We start from the raw sequence: 22,433 nt of genomic DNA on the forward strand, positions 1-22,433 counted from the left end.
GTCACTCCACGACCTTGGGCACCACGAAGAAATTGTCTTCCGCCATCGGCGCATTCGCGGTGATCTGGTCGGCAATCTCGCCGTCCGTCACGACGTCGTCCCGCATCTTGAGCTTTTGATCGACGACCCGCGTCATCGGCTCGACCGCCGACGTATCGACCTCATCGAGTTGCTTGACCCAGTCGAGAATGCCGGAAAGCTCTTTCTCGAGACCCTTGGCCTCCTCGTCGCTCACCTTGATACGGGCGAGGCGCGCGATACGGCGAACGGTCGCTTCATCGACCTGCATGAAAAGTCCCTTCAAGAAATCGGGGGATTGCGCCGCTCTCATAACCGGGCGAACGCCACCAATGCAACCAGCGGCGGCATTCCGCAAGGGGTTCAAGTCACGGAAACGGACCGGGAAAGCCGGATAAGGCCCGTTGGCGATGCCAATTTGTCGCCGGACCTGCTAGAGCGTCGCGTCATGACCCTTTTCAGCCGAGATTAGGCGCCCAGTGACACAACCCACCGTTTCCCCGCCGTCGGGACTAACCACCGAAGATCACCATCACTTTCGCGACGCCACGACCGGCGCGGGCCGGCTGATCGGGATCGATGCCGGAACGAAGACGCTCGGCCTTGCCCTGTCTGACGTACGGCGCACGATAGCGTCCCCCCTCGAAACGATCCGCAGGACAAAGTTCACGGCTGATGCGGCACGACTGTTCGCCATCGTCGCCGAGCACGGCGTCTCGGGGTTTGTGCTTGGCCTGCCGCGAAATCTCGACGGCACTGAAGGCCCACGCGCCCAGGCCACCCGTGCGCTTGCCCGCAACCTCAACAAGTTGTCGCCGCTGCCGATTCTGCTCTGGGACGAACGCCTGACGACCGCCGAAGCCGAACGCATGCTAATTGACGCCGATCAGACCCGCAAACGCCGCGCCGAGGTCATCGACAAGCTCGCCGCCACCATAATCCTGCAAAGCGCCCTAGACCGCCTGAAGCAGGACAACTGAGCGGCAATCGCCCAAATGTCATCCTCGGGCTTGTCCTGAGGATGACAAAAGGCACAGCTGGTGACCCCGTCGAACGGTGCGCCACACTCGCCTTGTCCCCGACTTTCGGTCACACGAACCGTGGCATTTCAGGCTCCGTTAAGAGGTTTGCGATTGATGTCGCGCCCCGACCTTGCGGCCCCGCAAGACTCCCCCTATAGAAGCGCCTTTAATGACAACGAAATCGAATTCCAACGCGCTGAAGGTTTTTCCGCGCCGCCATTTGCTGACCTGCGAAGGTTTGTCAGCCAATGAGATCAATTTTCTTCTCGATCTCGCGGACCGGAACGCTGATCACATCCGCAACAATGGCCGCAAGCGGCAGGTCCTCGCGGGCCGAACGCTGATCAATCTCTTCTTTGAATCGTCGACACGCACGCAGTCGTCATTCGAGATGGCGGGTAAGCGCTTGAGCGCCGACGTCATGAACATGAATGTCGCGACGTCGTCCGTCACGAAGGGTGAAACGCTCGTCGACACGGCCGTGACGCTCAACGCCATGCGGCCGGATATCATCGTCGTGCGCCATCACGCGGCTGGCGCAGTCGAACTTTTGTCTCAGAAAGTCGATTGCTCGGTCATCAACGCTGGCGACGGCGCACATCAGCATCCGACGCAAGCCCTTCTCGACGCGCTGACGATCCGTCGCGCAAAAGGCCGCGTCGCCGGACTGACGGTCGCGATCTGCGGCGACATTCTCCATTCGCGCGTCGCGCGCTCCAACATCAACGTCTTGAACGCGCTCGGCGCTCACGTCCGCCTCATTGCCCCGACGACGCTTCTACCCTCCTCGCCCGAACGGCTCGGCTGCGAAGTTTTCACCGACATGTGGAAAGGCATCGAAGGCGTCGATATCGTCATGATGCTGCGTCTGCAGCGCGAACGGATGGAAGCATCCTACGTTCCCTCCAGCCGCGAATTCTTTCACTTCTTTGGCCTCGATCACGAAAAGCTCGCTCGCGCGAAGCCCGATGCGCTTGTCATGCATCCAGGGCCGATGAACCGCGGCGTCGAGATTGCCTCGACCGTTGCCGATCATTCCAGAAGCGTCATCCGCGAACAGGTAGAAATGGGCGTTGCAGTTCGCATGGCCGTTCTTGAAGCCTTGTCTGCGCACCTTCCCGGCTTCGCGGAGGATGCGCCATGAGAAAACCGATCGAAAAGCCGAAGAGCGTCGGCCCCGCAACCGTCTTCATCAATGCTCGCCTGATCGACCCGGCATCGAACCGCGATGAGCCCGGCGGCCTTCTGGTCAAGGACGGCTTGATCGCCGATCTCGGCAGCCATCTGCGCCGCAACGCACCGGAAGGCGCGTCGGTCATCGACTGCAAAGGTCACGTCCTGGCTCCTGGTTTGATCGACGCACAGGTGTTCACCGGCGAACCCGGCTACGAACATCGCGAAACGCTCAAGACTGCGAGCCACGCTGCCGCGGCAGGCGGCGTTACGACCATCGTTGTCATGCCGGATACCAATCCGGTGATCGACCAAGTTGCGCTCGTCGATTTCATTCAGCGCCGTGCCCGCGACAACGCCCTCGTCCACGTCCACACCATGGCTGCGATGACGAAAGGCCTGCAGGGCGAGGAAATGACCGAAATCGGTCTGTTGAAACGCGCCGGCGCCATTGCCTTCTCGAACGGCAAAGCGAGCGTGGTCAACACCCGCGTAATGCGCAACGTCCTGAGCTACTCCAAGGACTTTAGCGCGCTCGTCGTGCACCACACCGAAGATCCCTATCTCTCCACTGGCGCGATGAATTCCGGTGAAGTCGCCGCGCGTCTTGGCCTCTCCGGCTCATCGAAGATCGCCGAAACCATTATCTTGGAACGTGACGTCCGCCTCGTCGAAATGACCGGCGGCCGATATCACGCGGCGACGATCAGCTGCCAGGAAAGCCTCGACGTCATCAAGGCCGCCAAGGCAAAAAAACTGCCTGTCAGCTGCGGTGTCTCGATCAATCATCTGACGTTAAACGAGAACGACATCGGCCCGTACCGCACGTTCTTCAAGGTGCGTCCGCCTCTGCGGCGTGAGGAAGACCGCGTCGCCATGGTCCAAGGCGTCGCCAACGGCGATATCGACATCATCGTATCGAGCCACGACCCACAGGACGCCGACACCAAGCGGCGACCATTTTCGGAAGCCGCCGACGGCGCCGTAGGCCTCGAAACGCTGCTCTCTGCCGCGCTCCGGCTCGTTCACTCCGGCGACATGACGCTGTCGGCCATGCTGAAAGCGCTGACCATCAACCCCGCGCGACTGCTCGGTCTGCACTCCGGCCGACTTGCGAAGGGCTCCATTGCCGACCTCGTCCTGTTCGACCCCGGCGAGCCGTGGGTTGTGAACAAGGACTTGCTCCGGTCCCGATCTAAAAACACGCCCTTCGACGAGGCCAAGATGCAAGGCCGCGTCTTGAGAACGATGGTCGCGGGCCAGACCGTCTATGAATACGCTGGCGTCGAACGCACCTAAGCATTACCTCTCTCGGCGACGCTCCATTTCGCACACGAGAGATTCCACTCATGAGCTTGTTGTCACCCTTGGCTTTGCTGACGGACAACGGCTCATGGCAGCCGCACGCTGTGGCGGCACTTCTAGGTTATCTGCTCGGCTCCATTCCGTTCGGCCTACTGCTGACACGCGCCGCCGGACTGGGCGACATCCGCAGCATCGGCTCGGGCAATATCGGTGCGACCAACGTCCTCCGCACGGGCAATAAAAGGCTCGCCGCCGCGACGCTTCTGCTTGATGCCGCCAAAGGCGCCGCCGCCGTCCTGATCGCACGCGCCTGGCTCGGCGAAACCGCCGCGATGGTGGCCGGTCTCGCAGCCTTCCTCGGACACATCTATCCGGTTTGGCTTGGCTTCAAAGGCGGCAAGGGCGTCGCGACGTACCTCGGCGTTCTCATTGCCCTCGCTTGGCAACTCGCACTGCTTTTTGCCGTGCTTTGGCTTGCAGTTGCGAAAGTCGGCAAGATATCCTCGCTTGCGGCCATCGTTGCGACGATTGCCGTTCCCGTCGCCGCCTGGATATGGGGAGAACGCGCGCTCGCCATCACCGTCACGTTGATGAGCATCGTGGTGCTCATCAAACATCGCGCCAATATCGAACGTCTGATGGCTGGGGAGGAGCCGCGGATTGGCTCCAAAACCTGATCAGCCCGAGCTTTTCAATCCATCGCCGCCTCCTTCCGAACTCTCCGACGAAGAACGGATCGCCTGCCTGCGCCTGATCCGCTCGGAGAATGTCGGCCCTGTCACCTTTCGCGATCTGATCAATTATTACGGCGGAGCGGCAAAAGCGCTGGAGATCCTGCCGACGCTGTCACGGCGTGGCGGCTCAGGGCGGCCGATCCGAATTTGCCCAAAAGCCGACGCCGAACGCGAATTCGCGACTGCTGCACGCATCGGCGCAATGCCGTTCTTCACCGTGGAGCGCGACTATCCGCAGGTTCTGGCGGGCATCGAAGCTCCCCCGCCTATGCTTTATGTGAAAGGTGATCTGGACCTGTTGAAACGGCCGTCCATAGCGATCGTTGGCTCGCGCCAATCCTCAGCGGCAGGCATGCAACTAACCAGATTGTTTGCGAGCCAATTGGCGGAAGCAGGCTTCGTCATCGTGTCCGGCCTTGCCCGCGGCATCGACAAAGCCGCACACGAAGCGTCTTTGGGCAGCGGAACGATCGCTGTGGTCGCAGGAGGCATCGACTGGGTCTATCCGCCGGAACACGCCGAGCTTCAGGCGCGCATCGGTTCGGAAGGCTGCCTCGTCACGGAACGCCCTCCCGGATTGAAACCCCGCGATAGGGACTTCCCCCGCCGCAATCGCATAATTGCGGGCCTCGTCTACGGCGTCGTCATCGTTGAAGCCGCCGCCCGCTCAGGCACGCTCGTCACCGCTCGCTACGCGAACGAGCTCGGCCGCGAGGTCTTCGCGGTCCCCGGCCACCCACTCGACCCGCGCGCGGAAGGCACCAATCGATTAATCAAACAAGGCGCGACCCTGGTCACCGACGTCTCTGATATCATCGAAGTCCTCCAACCGATCCTGGGGCTCGAAGACCGCCGGAGCGATTTGGCGAGCCAGACGCCCGCGCCGGCGCCCGCTCAGCCATTGCCTGCCCCCACCCTGGAAATGGCATCCGAAGATGTTCTGAATGCCGTTCTGACGGCTCTAGGACCTGCGCCCGTCGCCACTGACGCCATCGCCCGCCAAACGGGCCTTAACGTCCAAGCCGTCCAGGTTGCCCTCCTGGAACTCGATCTGGCGGGGCGCATCGAGCGGCAGGGGCAAAGCCTGGTCGCCCTGAAGGCGACTGCGATTTGAGCCCTACGACCGCTCCTTACGCTCGTTAGGAGCCTCGCCTGAGCGTCTCGCGCTGTGCCTCGGCGTGCGATATCGCGAGCATGCGAGACAGCTTCCGGCACCCATGCTGGTCCGCCATTTGCTGCAATTGTCCCAGCAAATCAGCGAGATACTCAAGCCGTTCCCGCCGGTCATCCCTCGAACAGCCGGAAAGCCGATTATGATGCAAATCGTCCATTGTGCTTGCGATCATTCCCACCGCCATCCATATCCCGAGAACATCTTACTCGCCAAATGGTGGCAATATCAACAAAAATACAATCAAAAATAGAAAGACCGGGCATTTGACAGCGCCGCGACGATCAACCATGTTCCCGGCCCGCCGGGCGGCAGAGATGAAGCCCGCCAATCCGCAGCAATTGCGGGTTTAACGGCGTGAGGAGCGAAATCGCCAGATGAACGTCGTCATCGTCGAATCCGCCGCTAAGGCCAAGACGATCAATAAATATTTGGGCTCGGGTTACAAGGTCATCGCGTCCTACGGGCACGTGCGCGACCTGCCGGCCAAAGATGGCTCTGTGGAGCCCGATCATGATTTCAACATGCACTGGGAAGTCGATACGAAATCCCAGAAGATCATGCGCGAAATCGCCGAAGCGGTAAAAAAAGCCGACAAGCTGATCCTCGCGACCGACCCTGATCGCGAAGGCGAAGCCATCTCCTGGCACATCCTGCAAATTCTCAATCAGAAGAAGGCGCTCGGCAAAGACACCGAAGTCGAGCGCGTGGCGTTCAATGCCATTACCAAGCAGTCGATCCTCGCCGCGCTGAAAGAGCCGCGCAAGATCGACGAACCGCTGGTTGACGCCTACCTCGCCCGCCGGGCGCTGGATTATCTCGTTGGTTTTACGCTGTCTCCCGTCCTATGGCGCAAGCTTCCGGGCTCGCGTTCGGCGGGCCGCGTCCAATCGGTGGCGCTTCGCTTGGTTTGCGACCGCGAGGCCGAGATCGAGGCGTTCAAGACCGAAGAATACTGGACGATCGAGGCGCTCCTTTCGACCGCCAAGAACGAAGACGTCCGCTCACGCCTCGTCGCCATCGACGGCACGGTGCTGAAGAAGCTCGATATTAAAGACGAGGCGACCGCGACGGCGATCCGCAAGGCGCTGCTCGGACAGGATTTCCGCATCGCGTCCGTTGAGAAGAAGGCGACCAAGCGCAACCCGTATGCGCCGTTCACGACATCGACGTTGCAGATGGATGCTTCCCGTAAGCTCGGCTTCTCAGCCAAGCAGACGATGCAGATCGCCCAGCGCCTGTATGAAGGCGTCGACATCGGCGGCGAGACCGTCGGTCTCATTACTTATATGCGAACCGACGGCGTGCAGATCGTGCCGGAAGCCGTCAGCCAGATCCGCGATGTGATCTCGGCCGAATACGGCAAAAACTACACGCCCTTTGCGCGCGAATACAAAACCAAAGCCAAGAATGCCCAGGAAGCGCACGAAGCGATCCGCCCGACGGATCCGCGCCGCAAGCCTGATCAAGTCCGCAAGCATCTCGAAAAAGATCAGGCCGCGCTTTACGATCTGATCTGGAAACGCACCATCGCTAGCCAGATGGCCGCCGCCGACATCGAGCAGACAACGGCGGAAATCGACGTCAAAGGTTCGGACGGCAAAGCCTACGGCCTGCGCGCCAACGGCTCGGTCCTGATGTTCGACGGCTTCCTCAAGGTCTACGAGGAAGGCCGCGACGACCGCGTCCGCACTATCGAAAAGGGCAAGGACGACACCTCCGACGAGGATGATGATAACCGTCGTCTTCCGCCGCTCGCAGTGGGCGATCGCCTGAAAGACAAAGAGATCAGCGCCGACCAGCATTTCACGCAGCCGCCGCCGCGTTTCTCGGAGGCAACGCTGGTGAAGCGCATGGAAGAGCTCGGCATCGGCCGCCCGTCGACCTATGCTTCGACGATGGCCGTGCTCGTCGACCGCGATTACGTCCGCATCGAGAAGAAGCGTCTGATCCCGGAAGATAAGGGCCGCCTCGTCATCGCGTTCCTCGAAAGCTTCTTCAAGCGCTACGTCGAATACGATTTCACCGCCGACCTCGAAGAAAAGCTCGACCTCATCTCCAACGACGAGCTGGAATACAAGCAAGTGCTGCGCGACTTCTGGCGCGACTTCATGGCTGCCGTCGGCGAGATCAAGGATCTGCGCGTCGGCGACGTCCTCGAAGCGCTGAACGAGATGCTTGGACCGCACGTCTTCCCCGATAAGGGCGACGGTAGCGATCCGCGCCTCTGTCCGAAGTGCGGCACAGGACGCCTGAGCCTGAAAATCTCAGGTAAATACGGCGCCTTCATCGGCTGCGGAAATTACCCTGAGTGCAACTATACCCGTCAGTTGACGCAAAGCTCCGACGGCGACGCCGCCGCGCTCGACGGCAAAATCCTCGGCTACAACGATGACGGTCTTGCCGTCACGATGAAGACGGGCCGCTTCGGACCTTACATCCAGCTCGGCGAAGCCGAAGGCGACGAGAAGCCGAAGCGCTCGAGCATTCCGCGCGGCATCGACGCTGCGACCCTCGATTTCGAACGCGCGATGCAGCTTCTGTCGCTGCCGCGCGATGTTGGCGAGCATCCCGACGAAGGCGGCATGATTACAGCCGGTCTCGGCCGTTTTGGGCCGTTCATCGTACATGAGAAGGACGGCGCGAAAACGTACGTCAACCTCGAAAGCCTGGAAGACGTCTTCACGATTGGCCTCAATCGCGCTGTCACGCTCATCGCTGAAAAGCGCGCAGGCGGCGGCAAGAGCCGCTTCCAGCGTAACGCACCGAAGGTCGTTAAGGACCTCGGCGTGCACCCGAGCGAAGGCGGAGCAGTGCAGGTGCTCGAAGGCCGTTATGGTCCCTACGTCACGCACAACAAAGTCAACGCCACCGTTCCCAAGGCGAAGAACCCCGCCGAGCTGACGATGGACGAAGCCGTCGCTCTCATCAACGAGCGCATCGCCAACGGCGGTGGCAAGAAGGGCAAGCCCGCGCGCGGTGCCAAGGCAAAAGCCGCGAAGGACGACAAACCCGCGAAAGCGCCAAAAGCTGACAAGGCCGCCGCACCGAAAGCCGCGAAGAAGCCAGCTGCGACGAAAACCGCAGCGGCCAAAGCCGAAAAAGCGCCAGCCAAGAAAGCGCCGGCAACGGCCGCTGGAGCCAAGAAACTCGCGAGGGCAAAGGCCTGACCGCAAAACGACGAGGCGCAAAGGTGGCCCGCAAATCGAGCCCGGCGCGAGCCCCGGCCGATGGCGGTCTGCCGAGCAAGGAGCAGATTCTCGAATTCCTGAATTCCGCTCCGGGCAAAGCCGGCAAGCGCGAGATCGCTCGCGCCTTCGGCGTATCAGGCGGCGCGAAGATTGCGTTGAAGCGCCTGCTCGCCGAAATGACGGACGAAGGCGCCCTCTCAGGCGACAAGAAGCACCTGCGCGAAAAGGGCAAGCTGCCGCCCGTCACGACGCTTGAAGTCACCGGCCGCGATGACGACGGCGACCTTCTTGCTAAACCTCTTCAGTGGGAAGAGTCCGACGGCAAGCGCCCAGTCGTTCGCGTTGTCGCGACCCGCGATGGACGCGACGCGGAGATCGGCATCGGCGATCACATTCTGGCGCGCCTACAAAAGTTGCCCCGCGGCAGCGGGCAGGCGTCTTACGAAGCGACGCCGATCAAGAAGCTGCCACGCGAGAAGCGCCGGCTGCTCGGCATCTTTCGTGCTGCCAAGCGCGGCGGCGGAACCATTGAACCGATCGACCGCAAGGAATTGAAGAGCTGGCCGATCCTGCCCGACGACATGGGTAGCGCGGAAGACGGCGACCTCGTGCGCTTCCAGCTCAATCGCCGCGGCCGCTTCGCAACGCCGCGCGCAGAGATCGTCGAAAGCCTGGGCAATCCCGACGATCAACGCAAGATTTCGCTCATCGCCATTCACGCCCACGGCATCCCAGAGGACTTTCCTGAATCCGTCCTGCAAGAGTGCGAGACGCTCCCGCCTCCGACGATGGACAGGCGCACGGACCTCAGAAACGTCCCGCTGCTGACTATCGACCCCATCGACGCCCGCGACCATGACGACGCCGTCCATGCCGAGCCCGACAGCGATCCGAAAAATTCCGGTGGCTTCATCGTCACCGTCGCCATCGCTGATGTCGCCCACTACATTCGTCCTGGCTCGAAGCTCGACCGCGAGGCGCAACTGCGCGGCAACTCGGTCTACTTCCCAGATCGCGTCGTGCCGATGCTGCCGGAGAAAATCTCGAACGATCTGTGTTCGCTACGTGAGCTTGAGGAACGCCCCTGCCTCGCCGTTCGCATGATCTTCGACAAGCATGGCGAGAAGCGAAAGCACACGTTCCTTCGCGCCATGATGAAGTCGGCTGCGAAGCTCTCCTACCAGGAAGCGCAGGCCGCCATCGATGGTAAACCCTCCGACAAATGCCAACCGCTAATGGAGCGCGCGCTGCTCCCGCTGTGGGCTGCCTATCGCGCCGTCGCGAAAGCCCGCGAAAACCGCGGCCCGCTCGACCTCGATCTGCCCGAGCGCCGTATCGTGCTCGACGAGGAAGGCAAGGTTGCGCGCGTCGTCACACCGGAACGACTCGAAGCCCATCGCCTGATCGAAGAGTTCATGATCCAGGCGAACGTCGCTGCCGCCGAGACGCTCGAAGAAAAGCGCCTGCCGCTCGTCTATCGCGTTCACGATCAGCCCAGCCCCGAGAAGCTCAAAGGCCTGCGCGACTTCCTCGAAACGCTCGATATGAAAATTCCGCACGCGGGCGCACTGAAGCCGGAAGCCTTCAATCGCGTGCTTGAGCAGGCGAAAGACCTTCCCGTACCGGATCTCATCAGCGAAGTGATCCTGCGTTCGCAATCGCAAGCCGAATACAATCCGAAGAACATCGGCCACTTCGGCCTGAACCTCGTCCGCTATGCACACTTCACGTCGCCGATCCGCCGCTACGCCGACTTGATCGTCCATCGCGCGCTGATCCGCGCATTGAGCCTCGGCCCCGACGGATTGACCGATGATGAAATTCCGCATCTCGCGAGCGTCGCCAAGGCCATCTCAGATACCGAGCGCCGCGCCATGTCCGCCGAGCGCGAGACGACCGACCGTCTGATCGCCGCTCACTTGGCCGATCGCATCGGAGTGACGTTCACGGCGCGCATCGCGGGCGTGACGCGCTCGGGTCTTTTCGTGCGCTTGAAGGACACTGGCGCCGACGGCTACATCCCGATTAGCAGCCTCGGCAACGACTACTATCACCACGTTGAAGCTGCCCACGCGCTGATCGGCGCCCGATCCGGCGAAGGCTATCGCCTCGGCGACACCGTCGAGGTCCGCCTGCTTGAAGCCATCCCATCGGCGGGGGCATTGCGCTTCGAAATGCTGACGGAGCCCTCACCCGGCAATTTCGGCTCGGGAAAGACATTGCGGCGCAACACGGGTGGTAAACGAAAATTCGGAAAGTTCCGCGGGCAACGACGCTGACGCCGCAGGCCGGCGCCTGATCTTGACCTGAAAGATGAGAGGCCCCATCACGGAGTCATGGCAAATTTGGCCGACAAGATCATCGATGCTGATGCCCAGACGGACCGTAATGTCTGGCAGGCCATGAGGCGCGGCTGGCGACAGCGCTGCCCGAACTGCGAGACCGGCCGGATCTACGGCAAATATCTCAAAGTCAACGATGTCTGCTCCGATTGCGGCACGGAACTGTTTCATCAGCGCGCCGACGACGCCCCGCCCTACTTCGTCATGACGATCACCGCGCACGTCATCGTCGCCGGCATTCTCATCACCGAACAGCTCTATTCTCCGCCAACCTGGGTTCAGCTTTCGATCTGGATGCCGGCGCTGGTGATCTTAAGCCTCTGGCTGCTGCCGCGCGTCAAAGGCGCATTGATAGGGTATCAGTGGGCGCTGCGGATGCACGGCTTCGGTGATCCGAGCCTCGACGAGCCTGAGAAATGGCCGCCGCCTCCGGCCGAGACGGACACGCGGTAACGAGCCGTGTCCGCGGAACCTCTCGAAAATTCTACGTCCGATGTTCCCGTTCGCGACGCCGCGTGCCTACTCGTCGCCGACCTCAGCAACGCTGAACCCAAACTGCTGATGGGACGCCGTCATTCCAATCAAGTCTTCCTGCCCAACAAATGGGTCTTCCCCGGTGGCCGCGTCGAAGACGAAGATCGCCACTTCGCAAAGCAGTTCACAGGACAATTCTCGCCTGCCGATCTGGCCGATGAGATCAAACCTTTTGCGCTTGCAGGCATCCGCGAGCTTTTCGAGGAGACAGGGCTGCTGATCGGCAAAGAAGGCGCGCTGCCCGAAACATTGCCTGCCTGGCAGACGTTTGCCGCATCAGGGCACGCCCCTGCTCCCGCGAACCTTATTCCGTTTGCGCGCGCGATAACGCCGCCTGGCCGCGTTCGCCGTTACGACACCTGGTTCTTCCTTGCAGTTTCCGAAGCGGTCTCTGCCGATCGCTCTGCGACGGACGACGAGCTGCTCGATCTTGGGTGGTTTACGTTATCGGAAGCCGCGGCGCTCGATTTGCCAAACATCACGCGGCTTGTGCTTAATGACGTGGCCGAACTTCTCGAAGCCGCGCCGGTATTTCGCAACAGCGCCGAACGCCTGCCTTTCTATTATTCCGCAGGCTCATCCTTCCACCGCGACCTGATATCGTGTAAAGTCGCACCTCCGATGCCTTGACACGGCAAAGTTGACGCGTATGTTGCGCGCTCCCTGGCCAAGGTTTCTTGGCATTTTTCACTTAAGGCCACGATCCATGGCAAAGCCAGTCACGCAGAAAATCAAATTGTTGTCGTCCGCCGGAACCGGTTTCTTCTACGTCACGAAGAAAAATCCGCGCACGGCAACCGAAAAGCTTGTTTTCAAGAAGTACGACCCCGTTGCGCGTAAGCACGTGGAATTCAAAGAAACAAAAATTAAATAAACCGTGCTGCTGCTCAGCCGATTACGGCTGAACTTGACGGATATCAATCGTGTTGAGGAAGCTCTGGCTGATGATGTGGCCAGGGCTTAAAGCAAACTCGGCAGCGGGGTAAATCGTTCCGAGACAGCTTCGCAACCCTGGCCACGACCGGGCGAGGTTCAAAGAGGGCGTTGTTCCCCACCCAGCTTCGCGATCGATCCTCCGCAACCGTTCGAGGAGGCCACTCGTGTGGTCGCTTGGTTCGATCATACCCACTCTACCAGGCTTTGCGGCGGGCCCGATAGCGCGGGATTTTATAGGCGTCACCTAGCGGCGAGTGCACGCAAGGCCGACGTCAAAATCGTAAGAATTCCTATTTATCCCCACTTAGACGCGTAGATTGGTGCCAGATTACGACGCGGAAAGCAACAACTGCTTTACTGTGTCGCCGGCGCTACGATTCACGCAAGCTTGCTTGTATGGCGTTCACGACTAACCGCCAGAAAAGCATAGCTATTTTCTGACATCTGCGTGACGGTTGCGTTGTTCTCAAATTGCGGCTTGCCCGCAAGCAACGTGACTTTCGGCTAAAGTCTCATTTACGCGGCGTCGACCACAACGCGGTTCCGGCCGCGTCTCTTGGCGATGTAAAGGGCGCTATCCGCCCGCTTGAACATCGTCTCCGGCGTGTCGTCTGCCGTCTCCAACGTGCCGATCCCGACGCTCGCCGTCACCCGGATATTCTGACCATCACCGATCCGGAATTCATCGGAGGCAACGCATGCGCGCAGGCGCTCGCCGACCTGATAAGCGTGCGTTAGATCAGTGTCCGGCATAATGATCACGAACTCCTCGCCGCCGAACCGGCAGGCAAGATCGATCCCGCGCGTATTGCGCCGCAAGCGCACGGAAAACTCCCTTAGCACTTCATCACCGACATCGTGCCCGTAGGTATCGTTGACGTTCTTGAAGTGATCGATGTCGGCAACCAGCATCGACAGGCTGCGCCCGGTCCGGACCGCTTCCGAAACAAGCGTCCGCAAATGGCCTTCCATGTAGCGACGGTTATGTAGCCCAGTCAGCGAATCCGTAATCGACAGCTCGACGCTTTCCGCGAGCCGATGGCGAAGAAAATCCGAATGCCGCTTCCGCTTGATCTGGGTTTTGACACGCGCCAGCAGTTCATGGCGATCGATCGGCCGCATCAGGTAGTCGTTGACGCCCATATCGAGGCCGCGCAGCAATCGTGCTTCATCGCCGGGTTCGACCAGCATGATAACCGGTAGATGCCGCGTCCGTTCGAGCGATCTGACCTGCGAGCAAAGCCGCAAGCCGTCCGAGCCGCTCAATGAAAGACTGACGATGAGCAGATCAAATCCGCCCTCCGCGAGCCGAACGAGCGCAGTCTGCGCATCCCGTTCGAGATGCGCGTCGTTCGCGCGCGATAGCACTTCGAGCAGACGCGTCGCCGACCGCTCATGATCGTCGACCAGCAGAACACGCCCCGTCCTCGCCGACAGCGCCCGCGCGAGCGAACCGTCGTCGGGAATGCCCATGGTACGGCCCGTCGACGCGCGCATCATCATTTCGTCGTTGAGCATTTTGAGGCGTGCAAGGTTCCGCACGCGCGTCACGAGCGCGATGTCGTCGACCGGCTTGGTGAGGAAATCGTCCGCACCGCTCTCCAGCCCGAGAACCTTGTCGGACGGCTGATCGAGGGCGGTGACCATGACGACGGGAATATGGTGCGTGAGATGACTGCCTTTGATGCGTCGGCACGTTTCGAAGCCATCCATGCCCGGCATCATGACGTCGAGAAGCACGACGTCAACGCTCTCATGCTCAAGGATATCCAGCGCCTGCTGCCCGCTGTTCGCCGTGAGAACTTCGAAATATTCCGCCTGAAGCCTCGCTTCGAGAAGCTTCACGTTTGCCAGAATATCGTCGACGACGAGAACGCGCGCGGTCATGAGCTGAAAAATCTTTGAAGAATACTAGGCCTTCGATGCACCGATGAACTTCCGGACGGTTTCGAGGAAAGACGTGACGGAGATCGGTTTCGAGATGTACGCTTCGCAACCGCCTGAACGGATGCGTTCTTCATCGCCTTTCATCGCGAAGGCCGTGACCGCGACGATGGGAATTTGGCAAAGCGTATCGTCGTCCTTTAGCCAGCGCGTGACCTCTAGCCCGGATACCTCCGGCAGCTGAATGTCCATCAAGATGAGATCGGGACGATGCTTGCGCGCAAGTTCGAGAGCCTCGAAACCATTGCGCGTCTGAATTGTCTGATAACCGTGCGCAACAAGGAGATCATTGAAGAGCTTCATATTGAGCTCGTTGTCTTCAACGATCAGGACAGATTGCGCACCGAGCCGCGGCTCGGGCGAACGACGCTCGACGCTCATTCCCGTTTCCTGATACGTCATAGCAACCGCCTAGGCTCCTTGCGGCCGTTGTGCACCGATTCTCGGTTGAATTGGCGCTCGACTTTGCCCCTGAAAGCGGTAACCAACAGTTAACGACACCTCGACGATTAGGTAACCATATGTTCCGATCGAAGCCCGCGCGATTGACCGAGGAACGAGCAGAAGCACTCGCGTTGCAGATACTGACGTACGTGCTCGCCGACCCCAAGCAGATTTCGCGCTTTCTGGCGCTGACCGGAAGCGACCCGCACGACCTTCGCAACATCGCCTCTTCGCGCGAGATGCAGCTGGCGACGCTCGAGTTTCTATTGTCCGATGAAGGGCTTCTTCTGGCATTTTGCCAGGAGAACGGGATTGACCCGGCGCTGATTGCACCGGCCCATCAGCTACTCGCCAGCCCGATCGACGACTGAAGTAAATTTATTTCGTCGGCGCCGCCGTGGCTGGGCACTTACCGGGTTCAAGGAACGTCAGCTCCTTGAGATCGCCCCTGATCGAAAACTCACCGTAATCGATCTTGAGATCGCTCGTGACGCCATTCTCGAAATAGCGGAACGACAGCTCGTAAGCGGGCGTCTGATCTTCGTGCTCTTTGCCGGCGTCGAAATAGCTGATCGTCATCGGCCAGGATTCGACCTTCGCCAGCTGATCGGCACCCTTGAATGTGCCGACAGACGCATCCGGACCAGTCCCGAACTTTTTGCCGATGATCGTGTTGGTTAGGTAGTATTTCTCGCCCTTCTCCGAACCGTCGTAGAGATTGGCGGTGAACATCTTGACGCCGCTCTTGGCGGCTTGAACCAAGGTCGAAGCGTGCTGCATAGGGAAATAAATGTCGGTCGGCAGCGATAACCGCTTCTTGGCGGGCTTCACGAGATCGACACCGACGACCGGCGTCGCGCCCTTCGTCCTTAGCGCATCGCCTTGGCTCGAATCCGCTAGCTCATCGTTCTGATATTGCGTCGATGAAAAACGGAGCTTCTTGGCGTCTGCCTCTTCCCAGCTCGAATTTCTAAGATCGCTGACCGTCTCGACGCCGTCCTGGTTCGTCATCACAGTGACGAAGCGCATGTTCTGCGTATAACCCTCGCACGGCGAGCCCTTCAGCTCATAAACCATCCGGCCTACGATTCCGGTCACGCCCGAGCCCGCCGAAGCATCACCCAACGACAGATCGTATACGGCGCGATGCGGCGAAAACGGCACAAGCTCTGCAGCTGCCGCAGAATGGCTCGCCATTCCCGATGCAAGGCCCGCTACCAGGGTCGAAAGCGCTACCAAAGCGTAGCCAAAACGCGTCGTCATCGAACTTAGCTCGCTCTCCGGGCGGAAAAGGCTATAGGTACCGCAAACAAGATGGCAGATAAAGCATTTACAAAAGGGCGTTGCGACGGCCACAAGCTACTGAACAACCTAAACATCGAGTAATCTTTCAATGACCTCCATCGAACAGCGGCTGGCCGAATTGGGCTTAAAACTCCCCGAGGCTCCGCAACCCGTCGCCAACTACGTGCCGTTTCTTCTTTCAGGCGATCAACTCTTCATCTCAGGCCAGATCGCCAAGGACGGCGCCGGCCGCATTCTCACGGGAACGCTCGGCGCCGGTGTCTTGATCGAGGAAGGCCAGGAGGCCGCTCGCCACTGCGCACTCAACCTGCTGGCTCAGGCCAAGGCCGCCCTCGGCGATCTCGGCCGCATCGTGCAGGTCCTGCGGCTCACAGGCTTCGTCGCCTCCGCGCCCGACTTCTACGACCAGCCGAAAGTCATCGACGGCGCATCCGACTTGATGGTCGCCGCCCTGGGCGATGCAGGCCGCCACACCCGTTCCGCCGTTGGCGTCGCGAGCCTGCCGTTGAACGCCTGCGTCGAGATCGACGCCATCTTCAAGGTGCGCTGACGTCATGGCCGATCATGCCGCGTTTTTCCGGCCCGTCGCGCACCGTGGGCTGCACGACAGCAAACGCGGCATCATCGAAAACACCGGCCCCGCATTCGAAGCGGCCATTGCTGCCGGTTACGGCATCGAATGCGATATCCGTCCGATCAAACGCGGCGTTCCGGTCGTTTTTCATGACGAGACATTGCAAAGGCTCGTCGGGGGCCGCGGCCTCGTCGCTGACCTGAAGGAAAGCGACCTCAAAACGCTGCGCCACCGCGACAGCAACGCGCCCATTCTCACGCTCGCCGCACTGCTCGATCTGGTCGCCGGACGCGTGCCACTTCTGATCGAGATCAAAAGCGAGTGGGAGCCGCCGAACAAAACGTTCATCGCTAATATCGCAGCGGCAGCCGCGGCGTACCCAGGCCCCATCGCGTTGATGTCATTCGACCCCGCCGTGATGGTCGCGATAAGGACGGCCGCCCCTGAGATCCTGCGCGGTATGGTCTCCGGCAGCTATGAGGGACCGAGCTGGTGGCCGCGCAAAATCAGCAAGTCCCGGGCCAAGGATCTTCGCGATCTGCTCGAATCGGGCGCCGTCGCACCTGATTTCTACGCCTACGAAGTCGATGCGCTGCCAACGCCCGTCACCCAATTCGCGCGCCGGACGTTAGGTCTTCCCGTTTTCACCTGGACGGTCCGTACCGCCAAACAGCGCCGCATCGCCGAAACATGGGCAGATGCCATGATCTTCGAGGGTTTCCGACCCGAGTAGCCGCAGCCCGCGACATTGCGTGCCTCCCGCGCCGCGCCCGACAGCCCTGCCGTGTAATCGCTTTGATCCTATATCAAGGCGTTGCATAGACTTTGCGCAGGCGCGACAAACGACCGAATGCCGATATTTTCCGACACCGCCGTCCATCTCGTTCCTTCGATCGCGACGCTCGACGCCGCGCAGTGGGACGCATGCGCCAACCCCGATCCCGCAACCTTCAACCCGTTCGTCAGTCACGCCTTCCTGAAAGCATTGGAGGATTCGCATACTGTTGGCCGGCAGACCGGCTGGCTGCCGCGCCACCTCGTCATCAATGACGATGATGGAAACATCGCTGCTGTTGCCCCCGCCTACGTCAAATCCCACAGTCAGGGCGAATACGTTTTCGATCACGGCTGGGCCGATGCTTATGAGCGCGCAGGCGGGCGCTACTATCCAAAGCTTCAGATTGCCGTCCCGTTCACGCCGGTTCCCGGCCCACGCCTCCTCGTCAAACCGGGCGAGAAAGCGCTCGCCGACGAACAGGTGCTGGCAGCCGCCGCAATTGAAGTCGCGCGCCAGGGCGGACTGTCATCCGTACACCTGACCTTCCTGAATGCCGAAACGGCCGAACGTTTGAAAGAGCTCGGCTTCCTAACGCGTGTCGGCCAACAGTTCCATTGGCAGAACGACGGCTACGTATCATTCGATGATTTTCTGGCGTCGCTCGCCTCGCGCAAACGCAAGGCCGTAAAAAAGGAACGGCAGGCCGCCCTGGCACCCGGTATCGAGATCGAGCAAATCTCGGGCAAAGACATCACCGAAGACCATTGGGACGCGATGTTCACGTTCTACATGGACACTGGCAATCGCAAATGGGGCCGCCCCTACCTCAACCGCACGTTCTTTTCGCTGCTGGGCGACACGATAGCCGAACACTGCCTCCTCGTATTCGCCAAGCGCGACGGGCGCTACATCGCAGGCGCTCTCAACATGATCGGCGGCGATTGTTTGTACGGCCGCTACTGGGGCGCCACGGAGCACCATCCGGCCCTGCATTTCGAGGTCTGCTATTACCAAGCCATCGACTATGCCATCGCCAACAAGCTGCCGCGCGTCGAAGCGGGCGCCCAGGGCGAGCACAAGCTCGCGCGCGGCTACTTGCCGGTCGAAACCTATTCGGCTCACTGGATCGCCGACCCGTCGTTCCGCCGCGCCGTCGAGCGTTTCCTGACGCAAGAGCGTGAGGCCGTCGCTCAGATGAATGCCGACTTGACCGAAATGGGTCCCTATCGCAAAGACGAGGCCTGAAGCGGCCCCGGCCGGGTGCCGCGATACCGGGCCGAGCGAACACCATGTCCTACGACAATTCCAATATCTTCGCGAAAATCCTGCGCGGCGAAATCCCGTGCCACAAAGTCTATGAGGATGCTGACGCCATCGTCTTTATGGACGTGATGCCCCAGACGTCGGGCCACACGCTCGTTGTGCCGAAAACGCCGTCGCGCAACCTGCTCGATGCCGATCCGGCTGTGCTCGCAAAGATCATCCCGCTGGTGCAGAAGGTCGCCATCGCCGCCAAAGCCGCCTTCAACGCCGACGGCATCAGCATCGCCCAATTCAATGAACCGGCTGGCGGACAGACAGTGTTTCACCTGCATTTCCACGTCATGCCGCGCTACGAGGGCAAACCCCTTCAGCTGCATGCGCGCCAAATGGAAGATGCCGCCATTCTTGCAGCCAACGCCGAGAAGCTGAAAGCAGCGCTGGCGTAACCTAACTAGGTGACGAGCCGGGCGTGCTCCCCTTCACGGCACGCCCTCGGAAGCCCACTTCTACACTCCATAAGGAGGTGCGCCATGTCCGTTGTCCTTATTATCGGCGCTAGCAGCGGGATCGGCTACGAAACTGTGAAAGCCGCTCTCTCTGCTGGTCACGAAGTTCGCGCATTCTCGCGCTCGGCAAAGAACATATCGATTAGCCACCCTAAACTCGTGAAGCTCAACGGTGATGCGCGCTCGAGCGCAGATGTCAATGCCGCGATGCAAGGCGTGGACGCTGTCATTCAATCACTTGGCGTCAAAACGCTAACCGAGCTTGCCTTTGGCACAACGATCTTTTCCGAAGCAACGCGCATCATGGTCGAGCGGATGCAGCAGACTGGCGTTCACCGCCTTATCATGGTGACTGGTATCGGCGCCGGGAACAGCCGCGGCAGAACCAACTTCCTCTACGACTACATGCTGTTCCCATTGTTTCTGCAGCGCGTCTATTCCGACAAAGACATCGCCGAAGATATCGTTCAGAAAAGCAACCTCGACTGGACTATCGTCCGGCCGGGATTGCTGACAAATGCGCCGGCCAAGAAGCGCTATAAGGTTCTAAATGACATGAAAGATTGGCGCGGAGGCGCAATATCCCGCGCCGATGTCGCGGACTTCATGGTCAAGAGCCTCGCTGATCCAACCACGTACGGCGAGACGCCGATCCTCGTCGACTGACTTTGCTCCAAACAAAAAAGCACGGGAGTTTGCTCCCGTGCTTTTGTATTTCTTCGCGGCAGGAGCTGCGATTACTCGTCCTTCTTCTTCCGCGGCACGCTCGGCACCGCACCCGATCCGTTGGGCTTGTCACCCTTCTCCTTCGGACCGGGAAGTGCCTTCTTTGGCGTCGCGTCGGCCAGGACCGGCTGCGGGCCATCGTCTTCGTCGGTTTCTTCGTCGTCCGGCGTCTTCACCTTCTTCGAAGGATCGAGCGGCAGGAAGTCGAACGTCAGCGTCCGATCCGGCCCTTTGCCGGCGACCAGCACCTTCACCGTGCCGCCGTTTTCGAGCTTGCCGAACAGCAACTCTTCTGCCAGCGGCTTCTTGATGTACTCCTGGATGACGCGCGCCAGCGGACGAGCACCGAACTTCTCGTCGTAACCCTTCTCCGCAAGCCAGCGCGTCGCCTCATCCGACAGCTCGATCGAAACGCCGCGATCTGCGAGCTGCGCTTCGAGCTGGAAGATGAACTTCTCGACGACCTGCGCGATGATCTCGGGCGACAACCCGGCGAACGGCACGACGGCATCAAGACGGTTGCGGAACTCAGGCGTGAACAGCTTGGCCACGGCTTCCGTATCCTCGCCTTCGCGCTTCGTCCGATTGAAGCCCATCGGCGGCTTGGCCATGTCGGACGCGCCCGCGTTCGTCGTCATGATCAGCACGACGTTGCGGAAATCGACCGACTTACCATTATGGTCCGTCAGCTTACCGTGATCCATGACCTGCAACAGAATGTTGAACAGGTCCGGATGCGCCTTCTCGATCTCATCGAGCAGCAGCACGCAATGCGGATGCTGATCGATGCCATCAGTCAGAAGGCCACCCTGATCGAAACCGACATAGCCCGGAGGGGCGCCGATCAAACGGGAAACCGTATGCTTCTCCATGTATTCTGACATGTCGAAGCGCAGCAGTTCGACGCCCATCAGGTTCGCAAGCTGCTTGGCAACTTCCGTCTTGCCGACGCCAGTCGGACCGGAGAACAGGTAGCAGCCGATCGGCTTCTCGGGCTCGCGCAAACCGGCACGCGCCAGCTTGATCGCGCTCGAAAGCGCTTCGATCGCCTTGTCCTGACCGAACACCAGCCGCTTCAGGTCGCGCCCGATGTGCGCAATGACTTCAGCGTCGCTCTTCGTGACGGTCTTCGGCGGAATGCGCGCCATCGTTGCGACTGTCGCTTCGATCTCCTTAGTGGTGATCTTTTTCTTCCGCTTGCTTTCGGGAAGCAGCATCTGCGACGCGCCGGTTTCGTCGATCACGTCGATCGCCTTGTCCGGCAGCTTACGGTCGTGGATGTACTTCGCCGACAGTTCGACCGCGGCCTTAATGGCCTCGTTCGTGTACTTGATCTTGTGATAGTCCTCGAAGACCGACTTCAGACCCTTCAAGATCTCGATGGCATCCTCGACGGACGGCTCCTTGACGTCGATTTTCTGGAATCGACGGACGAGAGCGCGATCCTTCTCGAAGTGCTGGCGATACTCCTTGTAGGTCGTCGAGCCGATGCAACGCAGCGCGCCCGACTGAAGCGCCGGCTTCAGCAAGTTCGAAGCATCCATCGCGCCGCCCGACGTCGCACCCGCACCGATAACGGTGTGGATCTCGTCGATGAACAGCACGGCTCCCGGGAAAGCTTCGACCTCCTTCATCACGGCTTTGAGCCGCTCTTCGAAGTCGCCGCGATAGCGCGTGCCGGCAAGCAACGCGCCCATATCGAGCGAGAAGATCGTCGCGCCCTTGAGAACGTCGGGAACTTGCCCCTGCACGATCTTGCGCGCCAAGCCTTCAGCGATGGCCGTCTTGCCGACGCCCGGATCGCCAACCAGCAGCGGGTTGTTCTTCTGCCGGCGGCAGAGAACCTGAATCGTGCGCAGCACCTCTTGCTCGCGCCCGATCAGCGGATCGATCTTGCCGTCACGGGCCTTTTTATTGAGGTTGACGCAGTAAGTATTGAGCGCGTCGCCGGGCTTCTTCTCTTCGCTCTCTGTCGAATTGACTTCCTCGTCGACGCCGCGAACCGTCCGCGGCTCGAACATGCCCGGCCGCTTCGCGATGCCATGTGCGATATACTGCACCGCATCGAAGCGCGTCATTTCCTGCTCCTGAAGGAAGTAGGCGGCATGGCTTTCGCGTTCCGAGAAAATCCCGACCAGAACGTTCGCGCCCGTCACCTCTTCGCGTCCGGATGTCTGCACATGCACGATCGCCCGCTGAACGACGCGCTGGAACGAATTCGTCGGATGCGCATCCCTGGCCGACTTGGATACGATCGGCTTCAGTTCCGTATCCAGATATTCGATCAGGCGCGCCCGGAGCTGCTCGAGATCAACCGAGCAGGCACGCATCACGGCGGCCGCATCTCGGTCGTCAACGAGCGCTAGAAGCAGGTGCTCCAGCGTCGCAAATTCGTGGTGACGGACGTTTGCATACTGCACCGCCCGGTGCAGCGAGGCTTCAAGATTTTTGGAGAGCGATGTCAATC

General features: G+C 60.4%; 21 protein-coding genes. 16 read left to right on the top strand and 5 right to left on the bottom strand.

Going from position 1 to position 22,433, the window contains the following annotated elements:
• Window position 1 precedes the first annotated feature (1 nt).
• Window positions 2-289 carry an Asp-tRNA(Asn)/Glu-tRNA(Gln) amidotransferase subunit GatC gene (gatC, locus tag RLW55_RS19385; protein WP_013946772.1) on the bottom strand — a complete coding sequence of 96 codons (288 nt, stop codon included), beginning with the start codon at window positions 287-289 and terminating at the stop codon, window positions 2-4.
• Between the two features lie 208 nt (window positions 290-497).
• On the opposite strand from gatC, the gene ruvX reads away from it, so the two are divergent.
• From ruvX to rpmG, 10 genes are all read left to right on the top strand, one after another.
• Window positions 498-998, top strand: coding sequence for a Holliday junction resolvase RuvX (gene ruvX, locus RLW55_RS19390; protein ID WP_024275552.1), 501 nt, complete (start codon window positions 498-500; stop codon window positions 996-998).
• Window positions 999-1,209: 211 nt separating this feature from the next.
• Window positions 1,210-2,184, top strand: coding sequence for an aspartate carbamoyltransferase catalytic subunit (locus RLW55_RS19395; RefSeq protein WP_013946769.1), 975 nt, complete (start codon window positions 1,210-1,212; stop codon window positions 2,182-2,184).
• Window positions 2,181-3,512, top strand: coding sequence for a dihydroorotase (locus RLW55_RS19400; protein WP_414462114.1), 1,332 nt, complete (start codon window positions 2,181-2,183; stop codon window positions 3,510-3,512). Before RLW55_RS19395 ends, RLW55_RS19400 begins: the two co-directional genes overlap by 4 nt.
• Before the next feature lie 50 nt (window positions 3,513-3,562).
• Window positions 3,563-4,195, top strand: coding sequence for a glycerol-3-phosphate 1-O-acyltransferase PlsY (plsY, locus tag RLW55_RS19405; RefSeq protein WP_414462113.1), 633 nt, complete (start codon window positions 3,563-3,565; stop codon window positions 4,193-4,195).
• Window positions 4,179-5,366 (top strand): DNA-processing protein DprA, encoded by a 1,188-nt coding sequence (dprA, locus tag RLW55_RS19410; protein WP_423415112.1) that lies wholly within the window; start codon window positions 4,179-4,181, stop codon window positions 5,364-5,366. The genes plsY and dprA overlap by 17 nt, the downstream gene beginning before the upstream one ends.
• A 434-nt stretch (window positions 5,367-5,800) precedes the next feature.
• Window positions 5,801-8,593 (top strand): type I DNA topoisomerase, encoded by a 2,793-nt coding sequence (gene topA / locus RLW55_RS19415; protein ID WP_423415113.1) that lies wholly within the window; start codon window positions 5,801-5,803, stop codon window positions 8,591-8,593.
• Window positions 8,594-8,616: 23 nt separating this feature from the next.
• A complete protein-coding gene (gene rnr / locus RLW55_RS19420) occupies window positions 8,617-10,893 on the top strand; it encodes a ribonuclease R (RefSeq protein WP_423415114.1) in 2,277 nt (758 codons plus the stop codon).
• 57 nt (window positions 10,894-10,950) lie between these two features.
• Window positions 10,951-11,409 (top strand): DUF983 domain-containing protein, encoded by a 459-nt coding sequence (locus RLW55_RS19425; protein WP_423415115.1) that lies wholly within the window; start codon window positions 10,951-10,953, stop codon window positions 11,407-11,409.
• Window positions 11,410-11,415: 6 nt separating this feature from the next.
• Window positions 11,416-12,120: an NUDIX hydrolase gene (locus RLW55_RS19430; protein WP_423415116.1), complete on the top strand. Its 705-nt coding sequence runs from the start codon at window positions 11,416-11,418 to the stop codon at window positions 12,118-12,120.
• Window positions 12,121-12,196: 76 nt separating this feature from the next.
• Complete coding sequence (gene rpmG, locus RLW55_RS19435) at window positions 12,197-12,364, top strand: 50S ribosomal protein L33 (RefSeq protein ID WP_013946760.1); 168 nt, start codon at window positions 12,197-12,199, stop codon at window positions 12,362-12,364.
• A gap of 578 nt (window positions 12,365-12,942) precedes the next feature.
• Here rpmG and RLW55_RS19440 read toward each other — a convergent pair.
• Together RLW55_RS19440 and RLW55_RS19445 are read right to left on the bottom strand one after the other, a co-directional pair.
• Window positions 12,943-14,313 carry a PleD family two-component system response regulator gene (locus tag RLW55_RS19440; RefSeq protein WP_409562617.1) on the bottom strand — a complete coding sequence of 457 codons (1,371 nt, stop codon included), beginning with the start codon at window positions 14,311-14,313 and terminating at the stop codon, window positions 12,943-12,945.
• 24 nt (window positions 14,314-14,337) lie between these two features.
• Window positions 14,338-14,772, bottom strand: a complete 435-nt coding sequence (locus tag RLW55_RS19445; protein ID WP_409562616.1) for a response regulator — start codon at window positions 14,770-14,772, stop codon at window positions 14,338-14,340.
• 143 nt (window positions 14,773-14,915) lie between these two features.
• Between RLW55_RS19445 and RLW55_RS19450 the strand changes: the two genes are divergently transcribed.
• A complete protein-coding gene (locus RLW55_RS19450; RefSeq protein ID WP_409562615.1) occupies window positions 14,916-15,185 on the top strand; it encodes a DUF3572 domain-containing protein in 270 nt (89 codons plus the stop codon).
• A gap of 7 nt (window positions 15,186-15,192) precedes the next feature.
• Here RLW55_RS19450 and RLW55_RS19455 read toward each other — a convergent pair whose 3' ends face one another.
• Complete coding sequence (locus tag RLW55_RS19455; protein WP_013946756.1) at window positions 15,193-16,077, bottom strand: cell envelope integrity EipB family protein; 885 nt, start codon at window positions 16,075-16,077, stop codon at window positions 15,193-15,195.
• Window positions 16,078-16,207: 130 nt separating this feature from the next.
• Between RLW55_RS19455 and RLW55_RS19460 the strand changes: the two genes are divergently transcribed.
• From RLW55_RS19460 to RLW55_RS19480, 5 genes are all read left to right on the top strand, one after another.
• Entirely contained in the window at window positions 16,208-16,669 is a 462-nt protein-coding gene (locus RLW55_RS19460) for a RidA family protein (RefSeq protein WP_423415117.1), read from the top strand.
• 4 nt (window positions 16,670-16,673) lie between these two features.
• Window positions 16,674-17,426 carry a glycerophosphodiester phosphodiesterase family protein gene (locus RLW55_RS19465; protein ID WP_423415118.1) on the top strand — a complete coding sequence of 251 codons (753 nt, stop codon included), beginning with the start codon at window positions 16,674-16,676 and terminating at the stop codon, window positions 17,424-17,426.
• Window positions 17,427-17,543: 117 nt separating this feature from the next.
• On the top strand, window positions 17,544-18,716 hold the full coding sequence (locus RLW55_RS19470; RefSeq protein ID WP_423415119.1) for a GNAT family N-acetyltransferase: 1,173 nt from the start codon (window positions 17,544-17,546) through the stop codon (window positions 18,714-18,716).
• 44 nt (window positions 18,717-18,760) lie between these two features.
• Complete coding sequence (locus RLW55_RS19475) at window positions 18,761-19,180, top strand: HIT family protein (protein ID WP_414462106.1); 420 nt, start codon at window positions 18,761-18,763, stop codon at window positions 19,178-19,180.
• Window positions 19,181-19,264: 84 nt separating this feature from the next.
• Window positions 19,265-19,906, top strand: a complete 642-nt coding sequence (locus RLW55_RS19480; RefSeq protein ID WP_423415120.1) for an NAD(P)-dependent oxidoreductase — start codon at window positions 19,265-19,267, stop codon at window positions 19,904-19,906.
• A gap of 71 nt (window positions 19,907-19,977) precedes the next feature.
• On the opposite strand, the gene clpA is transcribed toward RLW55_RS19480, so the two are convergent.
• Window positions 19,978-22,431 (bottom strand): ATP-dependent Clp protease ATP-binding subunit ClpA, encoded by a 2,454-nt coding sequence (clpA, locus tag RLW55_RS19485; RefSeq protein ID WP_013946750.1) that lies wholly within the window; start codon window positions 22,429-22,431, stop codon window positions 19,978-19,980.
• Between the last annotated feature and the right edge of the window lie 2 nt (window positions 22,432-22,433).

The organism is Hyphomicrobium sp. B1, assembly GCF_049532635.1.
Lineage (GTDB): Bacteria > Pseudomonadota > Alphaproteobacteria > Rhizobiales > Hyphomicrobiaceae > Hyphomicrobium_B.